The sequence below is a fragment of the Wolbachia endosymbiont of Oedothorax gibbosus genome, assembly GCF_936270145.1.
Lineage (GTDB): Bacteria > Pseudomonadota > Alphaproteobacteria > Rickettsiales > Anaplasmataceae > Wolbachia.
On record NZ_OW370537.1, the window covers coordinates 1,274,718 to 1,292,021 of the forward strand.

The 17,304-nt window shown below is 33.8% G+C and carries 13 protein-coding genes and 4 pseudogenes; 7 read left to right on the top strand and 10 right to left on the bottom strand.

The window, feature by feature from the left end:
* Position 1: 1 nt before the first annotated feature.
* From NBW37_RS06215 to NBW37_RS06225, 3 genes are read right to left on the bottom strand one after another with little or no spacing between them, the layout of a single operon-like run.
* Entirely contained in the window at positions 2-1,345 is a 1,344-nt protein-coding gene (locus NBW37_RS06215) for an alanine/glycine:cation symporter family protein (protein WP_250296166.1), read from the bottom strand.
* 22 nt (positions 1,346-1,367) lie between these two features.
* Positions 1,368-2,138: a CDP-alcohol phosphatidyltransferase family protein gene (locus NBW37_RS06220; protein WP_250296167.1), complete on the bottom strand. Its 771-nt coding sequence runs from the start codon at positions 2,136-2,138 to the stop codon at positions 1,368-1,370.
* Positions 2,135-2,827, bottom strand: coding sequence for a phosphatidylserine decarboxylase (locus tag NBW37_RS06225; RefSeq protein WP_250296168.1), 693 nt, complete (start codon positions 2,825-2,827; stop codon positions 2,135-2,137). The genes NBW37_RS06220 and NBW37_RS06225 overlap by 4 nt, the downstream gene beginning before the upstream one ends.
* A gap of 509 nt (positions 2,828-3,336) precedes the next feature.
* Between NBW37_RS06225 and NBW37_RS06230 the strand changes: the two genes are divergently transcribed.
* Positions 3,337-4,245 carry an Rpn family recombination-promoting nuclease/putative transposase gene (locus tag NBW37_RS06230; RefSeq protein WP_250296169.1) on the top strand — a complete coding sequence of 303 codons (909 nt, stop codon included), beginning with the start codon at positions 3,337-3,339 and terminating at the stop codon, positions 4,243-4,245.
* A 304-nt stretch (positions 4,246-4,549) separates the two neighbouring features.
* On the opposite strand, the gene NBW37_RS06235 is transcribed toward NBW37_RS06230, so the two are convergent.
* Positions 4,550-5,561 (bottom strand): IS630 family transposase gene (locus NBW37_RS06235; protein WP_250295836.1). Its coding sequence is split into 2 segments (ribosomal slippage): positions 4,550-5,047 and positions 5,049-5,561, totalling 1,011 coding nucleotides; the frame shifts between segments, so codons are not numbered across the junction.
* Between the two features lie 434 nt (positions 5,562-5,995).
* Here NBW37_RS06235 and NBW37_RS06240 point away from each other — a divergent pair.
* A complete protein-coding gene (locus tag NBW37_RS06240; RefSeq protein ID WP_250296170.1) occupies positions 5,996-8,455 on the top strand; it encodes an ankyrin repeat domain-containing protein in 2,460 nt (819 codons plus the stop codon).
* A 343-nt stretch (positions 8,456-8,798) separates the two neighbouring features.
* On the opposite strand, the pseudogene NBW37_RS07900 reads toward NBW37_RS06240, so the two are convergent.
* Positions 8,799-9,668, bottom strand: a pseudogene (locus NBW37_RS07900) (transposase).
* A gap of 143 nt (positions 9,669-9,811) precedes the next feature.
* Between NBW37_RS07900 and miaB the strand changes: the two are divergent.
* Positions 9,812-11,146, top strand: a complete 1,335-nt coding sequence (gene miaB, locus NBW37_RS06255) for a tRNA (N6-isopentenyl adenosine(37)-C2)-methylthiotransferase MiaB (protein ID WP_250296173.1) — start codon at positions 9,812-9,814, stop codon at positions 11,144-11,146.
* Here the strand turns inward: miaB and NBW37_RS06260 are convergent.
* The 5 genes and pseudogenes from NBW37_RS06260 to NBW37_RS06285 all read right to left on the bottom strand — a co-directional run.
* A pseudogene (locus NBW37_RS06260) lies at positions 11,143-11,424 on the bottom strand (transposase); the annotation flags it as partial. The gene miaB and the pseudogene NBW37_RS06260 overlap by 4 nt on opposite strands.
* Before the next feature lie 428 nt (positions 11,425-11,852).
* Positions 11,853-12,035 (bottom strand): annotated as a pseudogene (locus NBW37_RS06270) (transposase family protein); the annotation flags it as partial.
* 15 nt (positions 12,036-12,050) lie between these two features.
* Positions 12,051-12,923 carry an IS982 family transposase gene (locus NBW37_RS06275; protein ID WP_250295817.1) on the bottom strand — a complete coding sequence of 291 codons (873 nt, stop codon included), beginning with the start codon at positions 12,921-12,923 and terminating at the stop codon, positions 12,051-12,053.
* 89 nt (positions 12,924-13,012) lie between these two features.
* A pseudogene (locus NBW37_RS06280) lies at positions 13,013-13,662 on the bottom strand (IS5 family transposase); the annotation flags it as partial.
* Positions 13,663-13,810: 148 nt separating this feature from the next.
* Positions 13,811-14,203, bottom strand: coding sequence for a TraR/DksA family transcriptional regulator (locus tag NBW37_RS06285; RefSeq protein ID WP_250296174.1), 393 nt, complete (start codon positions 14,201-14,203; stop codon positions 13,811-13,813).
* Between the two features lie 106 nt (positions 14,204-14,309).
* On the opposite strand from NBW37_RS06285, the gene NBW37_RS06290 reads away from it, so the two are divergent.
* From NBW37_RS06290 to NBW37_RS06305, 4 genes are all read left to right on the top strand, one after another.
* Positions 14,310-14,957 carry a heme exporter protein CcmB gene (locus tag NBW37_RS06290; protein ID WP_250296175.1) on the top strand — a complete coding sequence of 216 codons (648 nt, stop codon included), beginning with the start codon at positions 14,310-14,312 and terminating at the stop codon, positions 14,955-14,957.
* Between the two features lie 403 nt (positions 14,958-15,360).
* The gene (gene rpsP / locus NBW37_RS06295; RefSeq protein ID WP_250296176.1) at positions 15,361-15,681 is read left to right on the top strand and encodes a 30S ribosomal protein S16; all 321 of its coding nucleotides are present in this window, start codon (positions 15,361-15,363) and stop codon (positions 15,679-15,681) included.
* 11 nt (positions 15,682-15,692) lie between these two features.
* Positions 15,693-16,679 carry a polyprenyl synthetase family protein gene (locus tag NBW37_RS06300; protein WP_250296177.1) on the top strand — a complete coding sequence of 329 codons (987 nt, stop codon included), beginning with the start codon at positions 15,693-15,695 and terminating at the stop codon, positions 16,677-16,679.
* Positions 16,680-16,740: 61 nt separating this feature from the next.
* A complete protein-coding gene (locus NBW37_RS06305; protein ID WP_250296178.1) occupies positions 16,741-17,301 on the top strand; it encodes a nucleotide exchange factor GrpE in 561 nt (186 codons plus the stop codon).
* Positions 17,302-17,304: the final 3 nt, after the last annotated feature.

Here is a 17,304-nt window from a genome sequence, read left to right on the forward strand (position 1 = left end):
GTTAATACCCTTTAGGATTGTAATAAGAATCTATTGTATTCAAAACTTCCCTTCTCAGTAGATATATTGCAACAGCATTTGGAATCATAAGGCACATGAACAAACTGTCACCTAAGTAAGATATAAATTCTATATTTTTTGACATACAACTAATATACACTGAAATCACTATAAGAATTTGAAACAGTATCAGTATTTTTTTATTACCAAATAAGTACAGCAAAGCAACTTCACAGTAGTAACAATAAGCTATTATTGTGGAAAATGCAAAGGAAAACATCATTAGCGGAAAAACTAACTTGCTGAACAAGGGCAAAGCTGTTGAAAATACCGAACTAATTAGTATAATATCACCCACGTTATCAGTGCTGTGCATACCAGTGATAATTATCACGATACCGGTCAAAAATGAGATTAATATTGTGTCTATAAGTGGTGCAATCATTGCAACGCACCCAACTTTAATTGGATCTTCCTCTTTTACAGCTGAATGTGCTATAGCTGCTGTTCCGGTACCTGCTTCGTTAGCAAACACTGATCTTCTCACTCCGGCTATTAATCCGCTCAATACTCCGCCTCCTATAGCCGATTTATTGAAAATGTCTTGAAATATTATAGATAAAGCATTCAGCAAATTACTTCTGTTTACATAAATTAAATATATACACATACCCACATATAGCACTATCATAATTGGTGCTAAGCTCGTTGAAACGAAAGCAATGCGCTTTATTCCTCCCAATATTACAATGAAGACAAGCAGGGATATAATGATGGATGCATTGTATTCGAAGAGGTTATTTGACAATGCTGCTATTTGATTTGCTTGAAATGGTATACCGCCCAAAATCATTGCAATAAGTAGCATAATCGCATAAGTGAAGGCAAGAAATCTACCAGTTTTTGCAAATCCAATCTTTGCAAGCCCGTATTCCATGTAATAAAAAGCACCACCAGTTGTATTTTCAGAGCGATAGGTGAATGCAAGCACCACCTCGGCAAACTTTATCGACATACCAAGTATTCCGGTAATTACCATCCAAAAAACTGCACTTGGGCCCCCTATTGTGATAGCTATTGCAACTCCTGATATTGTTCCAAGACCAACTGTTCCTGAAATTACTGTTGCAAACGCTTGAATATGAGTGATTATGCCATTGTTATTGCTATTACACTTTAGACTGAATAGCGTCTGTATTCCATATTTAAGTAACCTAAAGTTAATGAATTTGAACTGGGCAGTACAAAAGATTCCAGTTGCAATTACCCAAATAATTATAAATGGAATGTTGAATATCTTTATGTACAGAAATGAATTTAATAGTTCACTTATCTTCAAAATCATGCAGCTTTCTGTTTTTTGTTAGCTAACGAGTTTTATATGTAAAATATATGTAAAACCCGGTGCTTATTGGAATAGTAAGTGTATACACTATACCTAAAATTGGTAAAGTTATCCAGGGCTTACTGATGAAAAATACAATAAGTACTCCAAAAAATGACACAAATATATAGGATAGGCTTTTGGGAATATAAATATATTTTGCGGAGAAAGTTGGAATGTGACTTATCGAAAAAAATGAAATGGCCAGAAAGTAACAAGCTACGTTTCTTGTGTTAAAAAATCGCTCTATAAGAAGTAAGTATTCACTCTCATGAGATTGAAAGGTGATAATTATTGGTAACAAAGAAAGTAAAGCACACACTGGAGCTGGAACACCAGAAAAGAAAAATTTTTCCCAGTATGGTTGTTCTGAGTGTAGCGAAACATTAAATCTTGCAAGTCTTATTGATATGCAGATTACGTATATCATTACTAAAATCCAACCTATGACTTTGATTTCGTTTAGCTTCCAAAAATACAAAAGAAATGCAGGCGCTGCACCAAAATTTAGAAAATCTGCAAAAGAATCAAGCTGGGCTCCAAAATCGCTAGTTGATTTTAGAATTCTAGCTATTCTGCCATCCATCCCATCTAGTATTGCTGCAATGATGATAAAAATTACTGAGAATTCCCATTGTTCATTAAATGTAAATTTAAGTGAAGTGAGACCAGCACATAAACCCAGTAAAGTTATAAAGTTTGGAAATAATTTGGTAATAGGTAAGAATTTACCGTTACTTCCATCGTTATTCATATAACGTCAAAAGTAAGCTTCTCTTGAACGTTTTCCTTATTTAAGTTTGCTATAATTGTTTCACCACCAATAACAGTTTGCCCTTCTGAAACTCTTACTTCTATATCAGCAGGAACATAAATATTCACTCTACTGCCAAATCTTATAATTCCAAACCTTTCACCTGCTTTTACGTTCTGGGATACTCCTAAATTACAAACGATACGACGTGCAATTAATCCAGCTATTTGTTCTACAATAATTTCTTTTCCCTTTTCGTATTCAATTACAATAACCTGCTTTTCATTTTCATTACTAGACCTATTGCTCATTGCAGATACAAACTTGCCTTTTTTATAACTCATTTCCTTTATCATACCAGATATTGGTATACGGTTCACATGGACGTTCAAAACACTTAAAAATATGCTAACAAGCGTAAACTTCTTCTCTTCTCCATTTTCTGCCGATAAAGGATAATTAACTTCTTCAATTTTTGAAATCACACCATCAGCAGGACTTAATATAAGATCCTTATTGTTTGGCACAGCTCTTGCTGGATCACGAAAGAAATAAGTACACAATAATGTCGGAAACAAGCACGTAACACCAAATCCCCAAGATATAGAGAATGCTACACATGTTACAATAAAGAAAACTACTATAAATGGATAACCTTCCCTGTTTATATTAGGTAAACCAAAACACATAATCTTATTAACAATAATCTACTATTAACAACTTATCATCTATCACTCATCATGAAAAGCTTTTTTTAAGAGAGCTTATACTATAGTATTTTTCAAATTCAATTTATAATTTAGGATATTCTAGGTTCCAGCTACTTGGCTTGTCATTCCAGCACGTAAATCTTACTTAGCTAAAAAAAAAGTACTTCCGCATACTAAAAATTTTAATTATAATAACAATTGAGATATTTTTCGAGCTCGAAATTTATCTTCGCCTGCAGGCTTTTCTATTAAAAATAATTAAATTCCAGTAAAAATGTAGCGTATCTTCTTCAGCGTACATGAATGTGCTTAATCTCTGCCATATATGCGTTGCATTTCTATTGAATCTTTTTCATATAAGATCAATTTGCAAAAAATCTCAACTGGAAAGGCTATAGTGCCATATCAAGTTAATACAGGGAGAATATTAAGTTGAGGAATCGCGGGAAATAGTGTATAATTATTAATCTTTTCTAAGCATTTTTACTATGGCTATTTCTAAGTTTCTCGATCCAAAAAACGATGTTGCGTTCCGGCGTATTTTTGGTACTGAAAAAAATAAAGACATCCTCATTCACTTCCTTAATGATATCCTCGGCTTCACTGGCAAAAGTACAATAAAGGATATAGAGTTCTTAAGTACTATTCAAGACCCTGATATTGCCTCTAAAAAACAAAGTATCGTTGATGTACTCTGCAGGGATGAAAATGGGGTGCAAGTAATAGTCGAAATGCAAGTTGCTAAAACTAAAGGCTTTGAAAAACGCGCTCAATACTATGCTGCTAAAGCTTATTCAAGACAAGCTAATAAAGGTGATCTATACGAAGACCTTAAAGAAATTATCTTTATTGCTATAGCAGATTGTGTACTGTTTCCTAATAAATCTGAGTACAAGTCAAGGCATACTATCCGAGATGAAGACACTAATGAACATGATTTAAAAGATTTTTATTTTACATTTATTGAGTTACCTAAATTTCCAAGAACGAAGGAAGACCAATTAGAGAGTATAGTCGAGAAATGGGTTTACTTCTTCAAATATGCGGACGAAACTAGTGAAGAAGAGCTAGAAAAGATAATAGGAAGTGATTTAATAATCAAAAAAGCATATGAAGAGCTAAACAGATTCAATTGGTCAGAAAAAGAATTCATAGCCTATGAGCAAGAAATAAAACGTATTCTTGATGAAAAGGCTGTCCTCGCTCAAAAACTTGATGACGCTAAAGAGGAAGGAAAGATTGAGGGAAAGATTGAAGTTGCAAAAAACTTACTTAAAGCTAGCGTATCTGTTGACTTAATAGCTGAATCTACTGATCTTCCAATTGATGAGATTGAAAAACTAAGGTCAACGCCACCAAAAAATCTTAGGAAAACTTGCAAAAAACACTCTGACTAATTTATATTGGTAGACCTACGGAAGCATTGCACAAGATGCTGATATAGTACTATTGCTGTACAGAGAAAATTATTATAAAGAGTCCAATCAATGACTTAGAGGTTCTATCCCTAGAATTCCAGATACTTGACTTTTGTTCTTGAGCTAAAAACCATCTGGCGCCTATGGTTTTTATTTTTTCAGAATTTTATAGCTAACAAAAGAGGGTTGTATTTTTTCGTTAGAATTCTTGCATTTTATCCCAATGCCAATTCTACTATCCAAATAGCTCCTTTCCTGTCATCCAGGTAACTAATACCAACCCTCATAAATAACTAGACAAATAATTCACAGAGCAAATGGTTTTGATCGAACTTTCCGTAATATCTCGAATAAATTCAGATACAGCATTTTCAAGTAATTTAATAGAGTCATACATCTTGTTCTTTATTATATTTTCCTTTAAATGTTGCCAAAATCTTTCCACAGGATTGAGCTCAGGCGAGTACGGCGGCAAATAAATTATGGTGATATTTTCAGGAGTTTTTAAACCTTTAGACCTATGCCAACTTGCGCAATCCATGATAAGAAAAGCTTCTCTAGTCCCCAAATCTTTCGACATCTGCTCCAAAAATATGTTCATGCAATCTGTGTTTACATGTGGAGCAAGTAGGCTAATATCCTCTCCATTCCTGGGATTTACAGCGCTGTAAAGATAGAAGTTTTCTCTTCCGATTTTTACTTTAACTTGTGTTCTTGAGCCCTTTTTAAACCATCCATGTCCAACTTTTGAGTGCGTTCCAAATCTCGATTCATCGAAAAAAAACCTCCTTTTTCCGGTTCTTTTCCACAATTTCATTGAGATTTTTTTTGAACTCCTCTTGTTTGTTTTTGTCTTGTTTATAATGTGCTGGACGAGGTGTGATATATGTAAATCCTAGCTTCTTCATAAGCCTTCTCGCCGTTGACTCACTTACTTTGATAGCTAACATTCCTTCAACTATACCTTGCAATTTTTTAGCAGTCAGATTTGCCCCATCTTCTTCTATTACCTCTCTTATTTTTTCCTTCTTCTCCTCGTTCAGTTTTGGTTTAGGTCCTCGCCCTGGCTGTATTGCAAACCCAATAACACCTTTTTCTTTAAATCTTGCAATCCATTTCATTAATGTCGTTCTCGTAATTCTATATATTTTAGCAACTTTTGAGATACCATACTCCTTTGCTGATATTATTGCTTGTAACCTTCTTCCTATCTCTCCTCTTATTCCATATTTTTTTAATTCTAACTTGCATTGATTATATAGTTCTTCTCCTATTGCTTTACTTTTTCCTGCCATAAACTACATATTTATTCTTTCTAGCCTCAATTATTTGTAGTTTTTACTATTTGTCTATCTATTAGTGGAGATTGGTATAACACGTCATACCGCGATTCATTCGCGGTATCTCTAGATCCCGCTAACAAGTAGCGGGATGACGGTTTTTCAAATTGTCGGTAAATCTCAGTCAGTTTAGCTATATTTTAGCCAGTAGCACGTTTCGCAGTTTAGCTATATTTATTATTTTTTAAGACAAAATGGTTAAAATAGTAGACAACTGTTCAAGTGAGGATTTGACTATGATAACAGATTTTCTAATAGAAACTAGTTTTCTGCCTTTCCACCTATATTTTGATCACATATACAACGTTTAGCTCAATTTAAAAGTCAAACTTCTTGGTTGTTAGTTTAGTGCTGACAACTTAAATAGCTTTTAATATTGAGGTTTTAGTATGGGTATAGATATAACTGCACTAACTACTAATGCAAATAAATTAGATGAATGCATAGATAAAAAGCAAGAGCAAGATAGAAAGGACGAGCAATTGTACTGCATTATAGAGAGAAAGGTAAAAAAAGAAGAACACAAGCGTGAAAAACCAAGAAGTCGAGATGGAGCTCTCAAGAAATGTGAAAGGTTATTTGAGGGAGGTGCTAGCTCTGAAGTATTAACTAAATTAGAAGAATCACTTAGAGAACAAGAAAAATATTATAGGTATTATGTCCAATGCTTCCTTCCAGTGCTAGATGAAGTAATAGAACGATCGAAAAAAATATCAAATGAAACAAAAAAGCAAGTAATTTCTAAAATTACTTATAATAGCAAATATTGTTCTAATAGTATTACCCACAACCAAAATGATCGTAGGAATAGTGAAGATAGTGAAGCAGAAAGTGGCTACGGTAGCGATGTTGAAGATGATCATAAAGTAGAAATAAGCAACGAAATAACAAATAACAATCCTCTATTACTAAAAGTGATCAAAAATAGAAATAACAGGAAATTTAAAAAATATCTCAAAGATTGCACGGATATTAGCAGCATAAAAAATGAAAAAGGAAATAATATTTTACACCTAATAGTTACACAATTAGAGAAAAAACAAAAGTTTGATTTTTTAAATACAGTACTAAATGTGAGTAAGAAGGAAGAACTTAAAGCACAACTTGAAAAAGCTGTAAACGATAAAAATGGCAACGGTCAAACACCACTGCAAGCATTGTTACTTAGTAAAGTAACAAAAGAAAAACATAGTTTTGAGACTACACCTAGAAAAACTTTAACACCTTTAAAAAAACTTATACCACATTACGACAATACAATAGTATCTGCTATACAATTGCTCAAATTAGGAGCAAATATTGATGATTTGCAGTTGTCTAAAGAAGAATTACAAAACTTAAAAGAAGAGCAAAAGACATACTACCGTAATTTCTTAGAAAAATTAGCAGAGCAAGGAAAGAAATCTAAATTAAAGCCAGAAATAAAAATCAATATAGAAGCAAAAATTAAAGAAATTATACTACGTACCATAAATACTCCAGATAGTAATGATAATTATCAATTACATTTAGCAATTAAAAATAATGATAAAGAACGTTTTAAAGAGTTATTGCAAAAAGGGGCAGATATTAGCCTTAAAGATGGCGAAGGCAACAATGCTCTGCACCTGATAGTTACAAAATTGGAGAGAGAACAAAGGCTTAAATTCCTCAGTATATCACTGGAAGTAGACCAAAAAGAACAATTTATAAAAGCTGTGAATGATAAAAATGATAACGAACAAACACCTCTCCACCGATTACTTCAGCATATAAAAGAAAAGAATGAGGATCGATCATGTACAGATAGAAAATTTGAAAAAACAAATAGATATAAAGCCTTAGAGTTATTTTTACAAAATGGTGCAGATATTACTGTGCAAGATAAAGATGGAAAAAATGCTCTGCACTATATTGCTTCATTCAAAGGAGAACAAAAAGTTACATGTTCAGAGTTGATTTTAGGTTTAGTGGAAAATGGAACAATATCTAAAGATAAATTAGGTGAAGCTATAAATGCTAAGAATGGAGAAGGGAGCACACCCCTAGAATTGGCATTAAAGAAAAAAGCAGAAAAAAGAAGTATCGAATATCCATCGCAAGGAACAATTTTTGATTTAGCAACTAATTATGATAGTACAACAAAGTTTTGTGCAGCATTATTACAAAACGGTGCTAACCCTGATTCTTTGTGGTTAGAAGATCCAAAATTCCATACTAAAAAGTACTATTTAACTTTACGAGATCTAAAAGATTATTCAGGGACTCCACAGAAAGCACAGGAGAAAGCTAAAGAACTAAAAGAGAAGCTTGAGGAAAAATACCACTGTGGAACTGCTTCGAAAAAATGTCAGTCAGGCATTAAAAAGCTAGGTTCTGGTATAAAAAAAGGAGTATCTGCTACAGAAGAAGTACTATCTGCTGTTGGAAAATACATAAATCCAGCCGAAAGAACTCGCGAACTGTTAGCAATCACAATAACGATTACAGTTATTGCAATGGTAACATTTGCTTTCTTTCAGGGTCAAATGGCAATTGGAGCAGCCATTCCTATAATAGCTACTGCTGGAGTTATATGTCTTACTTTAACTTTAGGATTTAGTGGTATTAAGAAACTTTTTGAAAAATCAACCAACAAAGCACAGGACACATTTAACGACAAAAATCTCTCTAATTCAACAACAGAGCAGAATCAAGCTTCGAAAAACCCTATTGACAATGATCAACAGAATTTAGGAAATGATTCTGAAGACCTAGCAGCAAAAAGACAACGAAATCAATCAGAATATACAGAAAACCCAGCTACTAAAATAAGCGATGTATCAATACTACGTCAATTCATGAATAAGCTAGGATTTTCAATGTGCTAATTTTATCCGTTCAGCCAATGGCGTCAACTTAAGGAAAAATATCGGTGATAGTGTATAAAAATTCTCTCTAAATTTTTTATCATTAAATTATCCAAAGAGTGCAATAAACAGCACTTTTGTTTCTATTTTATTTCAACAAAAAAGTCTAAAATGTGTCCTTAAGTTGACGCCATTGTCCGTTCAGCAGAGTGGCAAAATAGGTAGACAAGATAAACCAAAAAATCAAGAAAAAGTGAGTTTACAAGTTTACAACAAAGGGTGTCATCCAAGTAGTTGACATTGGGATGGCTTTGTTGCATCGCTCTTTGGATACGCACAATAAATTTATGAAGCTATCTCAAATTTAGCCATCAGTAAATTTGTTAAGCAAATAACATTTGAGTAGCAGTTCCCTCTCACGATTAATTTCAGATTTGTTCCTAAAACTAAACCCAAATACTCGCTTCAACCTTGAGAAAAATTCTTCAATGTACGATCTTTTTCCGTAAATTACTTCTTCTTTCCATCTTTTTATACCATTCTCACCATGTAATTTCATTAACTGAATAGCGGCATTTCTATCAAGCATATAATCCAATTTTGGATGCTCTGCTGCGTTGTTTTTCGGAGGAATTTTCGTCTTTATGCCGCATTCATCACACAATTTATAGAGTTTATGTCTGTCATATGCCCTATCTGCATATAGTGCTTTTATGGCATATTTAACATCAGATTTCCCCAATGCTCCATAGTGATCAGCCATTACTGTATTTTGTAGCTATGACTTGTTTGCTCAACATTATGTGCAATTTTCTTACTTGTGTATAGCTGCGATACTCTCTATCTTTGCTATTTTCTTTGCTGTGTGTTGTTGTATATACTAATTCCTGTACTGCCTATGGCAATTTCGATATCTTCCATGTTATTTTCTGCAATCATTGATCTTAATATCAAGTTTCTTTTGATGCTTGTGAATAGCTAATAACCTGCAAATTTTTCCTATCTGTTCAATGTATCCCTCTAAAAATCCCACTCAAACCTATTATGAATAGATGGGTTGTTATATGTATCAAAATCACCACTTTATTGCTGTAAATATTGTTGCCACCCTGCATTTTTGGCCCAATTTTATACAAATTTCTATGGCTTCGTTGATATAATGAAAAATATTTCCTCTTTTTTCTAGAAATTTGTTATATTCGCTATGGTTACTGACTCTCATTTTTTGTGGCATATTTATCCTTAAATCGTCATTTTATAATGAATTTTATCAGTAATCACTAGTTTTTCTGCTGCTATGCAACAAAGCTATTCCAGCGTCACGCGCTGGAATGACAATGGTGTATGGTGAGTGATAGTGAATGAAATTAAGTAAACATGAAAGGCCTATATATTAAAACTTACGGCTGTCAGATGAACGTTTATGACTCCGTTTTAATGGAAAATGTAATTAAACCTTTGGGGTTCAACATTGTTAGTGATGCAGGAAAAGCTGATTTGGTGATACTGAATACTTGTCACATTAGAGAGAAGGCAGCAGAAAAGCTTTATTCAGAGCTCGGAAAGATTTACTTATCACGAAAAAATAAAGAAATTACTATAGTGGTGGCTGGATGTGTAGCGCAAGCAGAGGGAGAAGAAGTATTTAGAAGGGCTCCATTTGTGGATATTGTTGTTGGTCCGCAGAGTATCGCTACTTTACCGGAGCTGATAGTCAAAGCAAGCAGAAGTAAAGGTCATGTGATAAATACTGATTTTCCGGAAGTTGCAAAATTTGATAAGTTGCCAGATGAATGTTACGGTAATAGCCAAGGATCTTCTGCGTTTCTTTCCATACAAGAAGGTTGTGATAAATTTTGTACATTTTGTGTAGTGCCTTACACTCGTGGAGCTGAGTACTCACGGCCAGTAAATGAAATATTCCGCGAAGCATTGAAATTAGTTGCAAATGGAGCAAAGGAAATCAATTTGCTTGGTCAGAACGTCAATGCTTACCATGGGGAATGCGAAGGGAAAGTGTGGGATTTAGGAAAATTAATTAGTCATATTGCTAAAATTGAAAAGTTAGAAAGAATCCGCTATACAACTTCCCACCCAAGAGATATGCACAAATCTCTCTACTTGGCACATGCGGAAGAACCAAAACTCATGCCGTTTGTTCACCTACCTGTTCAATCAGGTTCGAATAAAATATTACACGCGATGAACAGAAAGCACATTGCAGAGGAGTATTTAGAAATAATAGACAGATTTCGCAAATTGAAACCTGAAATCGAATTTTCTTCTGATTTTATCGTTGGTTTTCCTGGAGAAACCGAAAAAGATTTTGAGGAAACTATGAAGTTAGTGGAAAAAGTAAAGTACGCTCAGGCTTATAGTTTTAAATACAGCCCAAGACCAGGCACACCGGGAGCAGAAAGAAAAGATCAAGTAGCAGAAGAGGTTAAAACAGAACGCCTTCTTCGTTTACAGAAATTAATTAGTAAGCAACAACTTGAGTTTAACCAGAGTATGGTAGGCAAAACTATTCCTGCTTTGTTCAGTGATAAAAAAGGCAAACATCAAAACCAAATTATTGGTAAAAGCCCATATATGCAATCAGTGTGCATTGATGATCCTGAAGGTAAATACAGGGACAAAATAATGAATGTAAAGGTACTGGAAGCTCGGCAGAATAGTTTGTTGGGGCGTGGGTTGTTAGAACCTGTTTAAAATCTTCGTAATAGAAGAGAAATGAAGGAAAGGACGATCATCTGTAAGCTAGTGTTGAGTTTACGCTCGCAATTTTTCCACAATCGTCTGCACTTTTCTAACCAAGCAAAAGAGCGTTCAACGACCCATCTTTTTGGCAGTACAACAAAAAAATGTAGTTTACTTCGCTTTATTACCTCAACGGTTGCACCAATGATAGCTTTTATCTGAGTTGCAAAATTTTCTCCAGTGTAGCCAGCATCAACCAGTATATTTTTAACTTCAGAGAGGTTTTCTTCAGCCTTTTGTTCTCGACTTATATCGCTTGGATAACTTTCCCGCATAGACACTTCATTATTAATCTATGCCTACTTTACCTCATCTCTTCGAGATTTTAAACAGGTTCTAAGGCTATTTTATCTGTTGCTTGAAGATTTCTGATAAAATTATTCAAGTCTTTTAAGCGAAACGTTTGAATATACTCCGATTTTCCTTCTTGCAAGTAACAAACAGTAAACCTATTGGTATAATGCCTATGTAACGCATAAATTTTCCCTCTTATTGAATACTCCAACATATCAGAGTACCAGTTGGTCCATTCTCCTATACGCTGGTCACCAAATTTTATGGGCCACACCGGTGGCAGAATCTGGGTAACGGGGTCTTCTTCCTATACTCCATAACAAGAACAGAAAGTGCCTCAGAAAAAGTAGACTTCTTTCAAAATTCATGAAAGGAGCTCTCTATTGTGAATAGAGGCAATCAAATTAAATCTTAAGCCAAAACGTTTTCGTCGATTTCTATATCTGTCAGAAATGATTTTAAACCTTTTCAATAAGCCGATTACGTTTTCAACTACCACTCTTCGTATAGAGAGAGATCTATTTTCTGCTTTTTTCTCCTTTGATAAAACCCCAGTTGCGGATTAATCAATATAGTAAAATCTAGAAATACAGGGCTTTTTAGGCTTCATGGAATATGAAACTAATGTGGAAAAGACGTGCACCAAGAAATTTATTGGAGACCTGTGCCTTGAATGCTCAAGCTCAAGTCTGTCTTTTAGGTAGCCAAAAACTGTTTCAATAATCGACCTTTTTCTTAAAAAAATCTTTTCTTCAAGTAGCATTAATGTGTTTTTCATACCTTTTTTTACTTTGGTAACGAGTTTTAGTCCTCTATCGAAGAGTTTTGCAAAGAGCTCTTTCTTTATATAGCCCTTATCACCAAACAAAAGACCAGTCAGTTTTTCAGTTAATTTTGGTACTGGTTTTCTGTCGTCAACGTTACCTTTAGTAAGTGTAACTCCTTGAATTTCACCTTTTTCATTAATTACCATATGCAATTTAAAACCAAAAAACCAGCCATATGTAGTCTTTCCAAGCTTTGCCAATCCTTTGAAAACTTTGTTTCTTGAGATTCTTTTTGGATGGCAAACAGCGATAGATGTTGCATCTATGTACGAAATCCCTGTCATTTTCGACTGCTCACATAGCCATTGCAAAAGTAATGCTAAATACCATAAAACCCTCGGTTTTAGCCTAATAAATCTACTATATGTTGGCAAATTTTGAAACTCAGATCCATATAGTGCTTTCAAATAATATGTATAGAAAGATTTAAAGTCCTCACATCTAGATTGTTGATAAAGTAAAATTATAGTAAGAATTTCAGAATGCGTAATCTCTGGCGTTCTGGTAGGTTTTTTACTGTTTGGCAGGAGTTTTTCTGCGAAATTTTTGTTTATAGCCTTGCAAAAATCGTCTACAAAGCAAAATAATTCTGTTACATTTTTATTCATGGGTAACCTCTCTACTTTTTGATAATATGTTTCCGGAGTTTACCCTATTTCCCTATCTTTTTCACTGACTTCTAATCCGCAACTGGGGTTGATAAAGGATTCTTTTTTGATCTTCTATGTGGTAATTCAACATTTTTATGTATCTTTTGCATTCCTCTGTAACCAGAATCAGCTAGGATCTTAGTTTGCGGTAATATTGCTATCTTTGATTCTCTAAACATCCGAAAATCATGTTTTCTACCATTGGAGAAAGATGTACATACGACCTTTTTACTCTTCTTCTCTGTTACTATTTGTGTTTTTATAGTATGCCTTTTTTTCTTTCCAGAGTAAAAGCGCTTTTGCTTTTTTTTGGCCTTTCTACTGCTGTTTCAGTTCCATCTATTACCAAAACTTCGTATTCTACATTACTATTTAATAGATCTTTTTTTCCTGGTAATGCAAAATCTGGATGTTTTATTAATGTGTCTTCTACCCACCTTATTATTTTAAAACAGTTGCTTTCACTCATGCCATAACTTTGTCCTATATGAAAATATGTACGATATTCTCTCATATATTCCAGTGCCATAAGTAATCTATCTTCTATACAAAGTTTGCTTTTTCTTCCACTTCTAGCTTTTTTCCTTTTATCCTCCTCATCTAGAATTTCTACCATTCTCTTAAATGTTGATTTTTTTACCCCCGTTAAACGTCGAAACTTTTCTCCTTCTAACTTTTCTATTTCCTTATATTTCATGCTTCCAAATACTTGATCTTACTCTCTCTCCCTCAATTTTGAAAGAAGTCTAGTATCAACCTGCCACCTATCCACTCTGAGAAGTGATTATCTCTTGCTTCCAACCAAGCAATACCTAATTCATACTATCTGGGTAAGGGTCAGTAAATTAATCGTCAATGTTGTACACGTTCTTTTCTTTTTCTACTCTCTCTTGCTCTTCAATACAATATATAGCAAGCGGATTAGCTTTAAGTCTTTCGACTCCTATTTCTTCTCCTGTTCCATCGCAGTAACCATAAGTGCCTAATTTTATTTTTTCTAACGCCTCCTTAATTTTTTCTTTTCTATCTTTTCGGCGCTTGATTAATTCCTCGTTTCCACTATCTTCATCAGAATAGTATGTATCAATACTATTATCTTCTAGTTCTTGTTTCTCTAACTCAGCGAGTATTGACTGTAACTTTAAGCTGAAGTATTCCAGTTGTTTTACGCTCATATATTCTTCATCTTCTGAAGGAGTGTAATCTTCTGGTGACTTTATTTTTGGTAACTTTTCCATAATTGCATTATCAAAAAAATAATAAAACCTATATAACTGATGAACAAAAAATTATACTACCTCAAAGTAAACACTATAATTTATAATAAACATTTAAAAGCCTAGTATGATTGGCTCAGTAAAAAAATTAGTAATAGATAATAAGAATCTTACCTATGTAGTATATATTTTTATTATAATGTTAAGTTTATCTTCATTTACACTTGAAAACAATAATAAACAAGAAGTTATGTTAACATTAACATGGATATGTGCTACATTTGTTTTGCAGATCTCTACAAATAATTTGTTTACATCTGATTATCATGATGGAATATTAGAGCAAATCTTTGTACAGCCACTTTCTTCTAGGCTTATAGTTGCTTATAAAATTTTCGCTCACTGGTTATTATTTGGGTTACCGATTTCAGTAATTTCTTCCATATTCAGCTTTGCAATTCTAGGCAATAGTGTTGAACACTCAATAGCAGTTGGAGTGTCTTTATTATTTAATACGCTGATAATCATTAATATTTCAGCTACTGGAAATGCATTGATGATTGGTCGAAACAACTTAGCATCAGGAGTATCGCAAATTCTTGTTTTGCCAATTATAATGCCAACCTTTGTGTATTTTAAAATGCTAACTCAATTTGAAAATTTGTCCTTGAATATTTATACACTACTAATCACCATCTTAGTTTTTGTCATTTTGATTATTAACAGCACTGTAACTACTCACATGGCACTAAAATTTGCTGTGGAACAGGATTGAAAAATCTTACTGTTATTCAGTAGACTTCTTAGAACCTGTACATGATCTCAAGAAAGGAATGAACTAAGAGATAATGTATATAAATTAGGATATATTATGATGTATTTTGTGGAGTGTCTGAAAAGAGGTTGTCAGTAGAGCAAAAGAGTTTCCAAAATGGCGCAATTGTTATGGTTATTTTAAAAAATGGAGTGAAAAACCAAACGGAAGTAAAGAAAGTGTTTTAGAGCGTGTGTTAAAAAAAATAGTTGGCATTTCAAAAATGAATGTTCGTACAGCTGTGCGCCCAGCGCTGCCCTACATTATTGGTAATTATATTATAAGGTGCAAAAGTTGTATAATTAATTTGACTTAAAACGGCTCATTGTATAAAATTGTAACTAATATATGAATAAAGGTTAACATGGCAGTTAAAATAAGGTTGGCAAGATTTGGCGCAAAGAAACGCCCTTTTTATAGGATAGTTGTAGCTGATTCACGAGCACCAAGAGATGGGCGCTTTATTGAGAAAATAGGACAATATGATCCAATGTTACCAAAAGATAATAAAAATCGTGTTGTGGTGAAGGCTGATAGATTGAAACATTGGCTAAGCGTAGGCGCGCAAGCAACTGAAAGAGTACTGTGGTTCATCAAAAAAGGCATAGTAACTTTAGAAACAGAACCAAAGAAAATAGAAAAGAAGAAGGTAGAGAACGAGAAAGCACAAGGGCAAGAGGCATAAGTCTCTTTAAAATGCTGAATACTGATTTAACAAACAGTGATAAATTAGATGATGTTGTATCTTCTGATTTATCAGCTATGAAGGGCTTTATCTTCAGAAATGTTAACAATGAAGATGCTAAGCTCGCTACTGATATTATATCTCATCTTGTTAGTTCAGGTGGAAAAAAAATAAGGCCTAAACTAGTTTTTATTATATGTAAAATGCTAAACTATTCTGGAGAGAATAGGATCAACGTTGCTGCATCGGTAGAGTTTATACACAATGCTACTTTACTTCATGATGATGTGCTCGATGAAAGTGAGGCACGCCATGGAGTTAAAACAGCGAATAAAATTTGGGGAAATAAATCGAGCATTTTAGTTGGTGATCTATTGTTGACTCTAGCATTTAGATGGCTTATAGAGTGTGGAAATTTAAATATTCTCTCTATTTTATCTAAAGCATCGCATTTACTTGTGAAGGGTGAAATAAAGCAGATGACAACACGCTTTGACCCCCACACAGTCAGGGAAAATTATTTTGATATCATTGGAGAGAAGACAGCATCTTTATTTTCTGCATGCTGTGAAGCTGCATCTACAGTATCTGGTGCAACAAATGACGAAACAGAGAGGCTAAAGAATTTTGGTTTTAATTTTGGTATGGCATTTCAAATAGTTGATGATATGCTCGATTATACTGCTAATCAAGGCACTTCTGGAAAGCAAGTCGGAAAAGACTTTTTCGAAGGTAAAGTCACCTTACCTGCTATTATAGCATACGAAAAGGGCAGTCCAGCAGAGCAAAAATTCTGGGAAAAATGCTTTTCTTCAGCTAGACACAATTTTGACCAAGCATTACACTATATTAATCACCATAATGCCATTCAGCTTTCTATGGAAAAAGCTAGACACTACATTAATATGGCACAAAATGATATTAGTACTTTTTCTGATTCTTTTTATAAAACTACTTTAATTGACTTTTTAAATGCGAGCATAGAAAGACGAATGTAGCTGGCGCTTGATATTTTCGAATTAATTGTTATATACTTATTAGATTCTTAAGGATAATTATATGTCAGACAGCAGTCAGGAGAAAAAGAAAAAGTTTGCTGATATAGTAAATAGGCAGAAAGGTGACGACCAACAAAACAAGCAAACAGATGATTTAAATGAAGATCTCAATACATTAAAAGAACGTGCAGCTCAGCTTGAAGATCATTTACGCCGCGCTGTTGCAGATAATGAAAACGTCAAACGTATAATGCAAAAGCAAATTAGCGATGCAAGTGACTATGCAGTCACAAAATTTGCACGTGATATGATCGACTCGTGCGACAATTTAAAAAAAGTAATGGAAAACTTGAAAGATGGTGATCCTGTTCATGAAGGAATAAAAGTGGCTCACCAAAAGATTGTAAATGATCTGAAAAAACATGGAATAGAGGAAGTAGATCCACTTGGTGAGCTTTTTGATAGTAATTTACACCAAGCTGTTGTGGAAAGAGAAGACAATGAAAAAGAGCCTGGCACCATTGTAGAAGTACTACAAACTGGTTATACTATCAAAAATAGGTTGCTCCGTCCTGCAATGGTTATTCTTTCTAAGAAATCTGCTGATTGTGGAAGCGATTAGCAT

Coding starts and splice junctions, on each gene's coding strand:
- NBW37_RS06215 (WP_250296166.1), bottom strand. CDS start 1,345: ATGATTTTGAAGATAAGTGAACTATTAAATTCATTTCTGTACATAAAG.
- NBW37_RS06290 (WP_250296175.1), top strand. CDS start 14,310: ATGATTGGCTCAGTAAAAAAATTAGTAATAGATAATAAGAATCTTACC.
- NBW37_RS06230 (WP_250296169.1), top strand. CDS start 3,337: ATGGCTATTTCTAAGTTTCTCGATCCAAAAAACGATGTTGCGTTCCGG.
- miaB (WP_250296173.1), top strand. CDS start 9,812: ATGAAAGGCCTATATATTAAAACTTACGGCTGTCAGATGAACGTTTAT.
- NBW37_RS06240 (WP_250296170.1), top strand. CDS start 5,996: ATGGGTATAGATATAACTGCACTAACTACTAATGCAAATAAATTAGAT.
- NBW37_RS06275 (WP_250295817.1), bottom strand. CDS start 12,923: ATGAATAAAAATGTAACAGAATTATTTTGCTTTGTAGACGATTTTTGC.
- NBW37_RS06220 (WP_250296167.1), bottom strand. CDS start 2,138: ATGAATAACGATGGAAGTAACGGTAAATTCTTACCTATTACCAAATTA.
- NBW37_RS06285 (WP_250296174.1), bottom strand. CDS start 14,203: ATGGAAAAGTTACCAAAAATAAAGTCACCAGAAGATTACACTCCTTCA.
- NBW37_RS06225 (WP_250296168.1), bottom strand. CDS start 2,827: ATGTGTTTTGGTTTACCTAATATAAACAGGGAAGGTTATCCATTTATA.
- NBW37_RS06305 (WP_250296178.1), top strand. CDS start 16,741: ATGTCAGACAGCAGTCAGGAGAAAAAGAAAAAGTTTGCTGATATAGTA.
- NBW37_RS06300 (WP_250296177.1), top strand. CDS start 15,693: ATGCTGAATACTGATTTAACAAACAGTGATAAATTAGATGATGTTGTA.
- rpsP (WP_250296176.1), top strand. CDS start 15,361: ATGGCAGTTAAAATAAGGTTGGCAAGATTTGGCGCAAAGAAACGCCCT.